Annotated in this window: 2 pseudogenes; both read right to left on the bottom strand. The window is 60.5% G+C overall.

The features are described 5' to 3' along the window. A pseudogene (locus tag AC04SF_RS37370) lies at positions 1-268 on the bottom strand (hypothetical protein); the annotation flags it as partial. A 284-nt stretch (positions 269-552) separates the two neighbouring features. Beyond that, a pseudogene (locus AC04SF_RS37365) lies at positions 553-914 on the bottom strand (hypothetical protein); the annotation flags it as partial.

Below are 914 nucleotides of genomic sequence, written 5' to 3'. Positions count from 1 at the left end.
GGCCATGGATCTCGATCGTGTCGCCGTCGATGACAGATGCGACCCCAGCAATTGCTACCGGTCGCGACGTTACCAAGTTCTGCAGATTGATTTCCGGCAGCGCCCCGCTGTTGTGCATGACAAACTGCGTCACCAGCGCGGAAGTCGCAACCACCGTCACGAAGACCAGCCGCATCGGCACGCTGGCCCAGCGTCGTGCGAGCGGGGGTCCTGCGCCATTACGTTTGCGCCACGGCCCCGACCGATCATCGTAGCGGGATTTGCCCAAGCCCCTTCTCCCCGACGCAAGAATGCGCCCAAAACAAACGGAAAGTCCAGAATCCTATCGGAACCGCTCAACGGCCTGCCTGTTATGAAATCGGAGGGCTCCGTCGAGCAGCACCATGTCGAGCGGTCTTCCACAACCATCCGCAAGCGACCGGAACACGGATTCGACCACCACTAAGGCGCCGAGTCCGAATTCTGCAAAGACTGTGCCCCGGCCGACGCGCCGCGCTACGCCATCGCCCGAACCTGCGCCGCCGCATCGTCATTCGTGAGATCGACGCCGCGTTACTTGAGATCGTTCAGTAAGGGAGCAAACACTGGGGTCGCTGCCAATTCGAAATTGGCATCCCACTCCGCAAACAACGCGGGGACTTGATCGACACGAAAGTCACGAAAGTATCGTTCCGCAGCGGTCTTGCTGGTTGCCTTGTCACGTCGCGCCAATCCCTCGGCTACGGGCCTGGGAACGAGGTAGATTGCGCGAGCCTTGAACCCCTTGGATGGCAGCAGAACAATCGCCAGCCAATCGAATTGGTCGTAGTCGTTGTAGCCGACATAGGCGGCACCGCGCTTGAATGTCCGCGACTTTACCGAAACGCGTTGCGCTGGCCGGTCGAATGGCTGCGCGATCACATCGTAACCGGGCC

The sequence above is a fragment of the Mesorhizobium sp. CNPSo 4671 genome (assembly GCF_057784245.1).
Note: the sequence above shows the minus strand (reverse complement) of the source record. Positions and strands in the feature narration are given on the sequence as shown.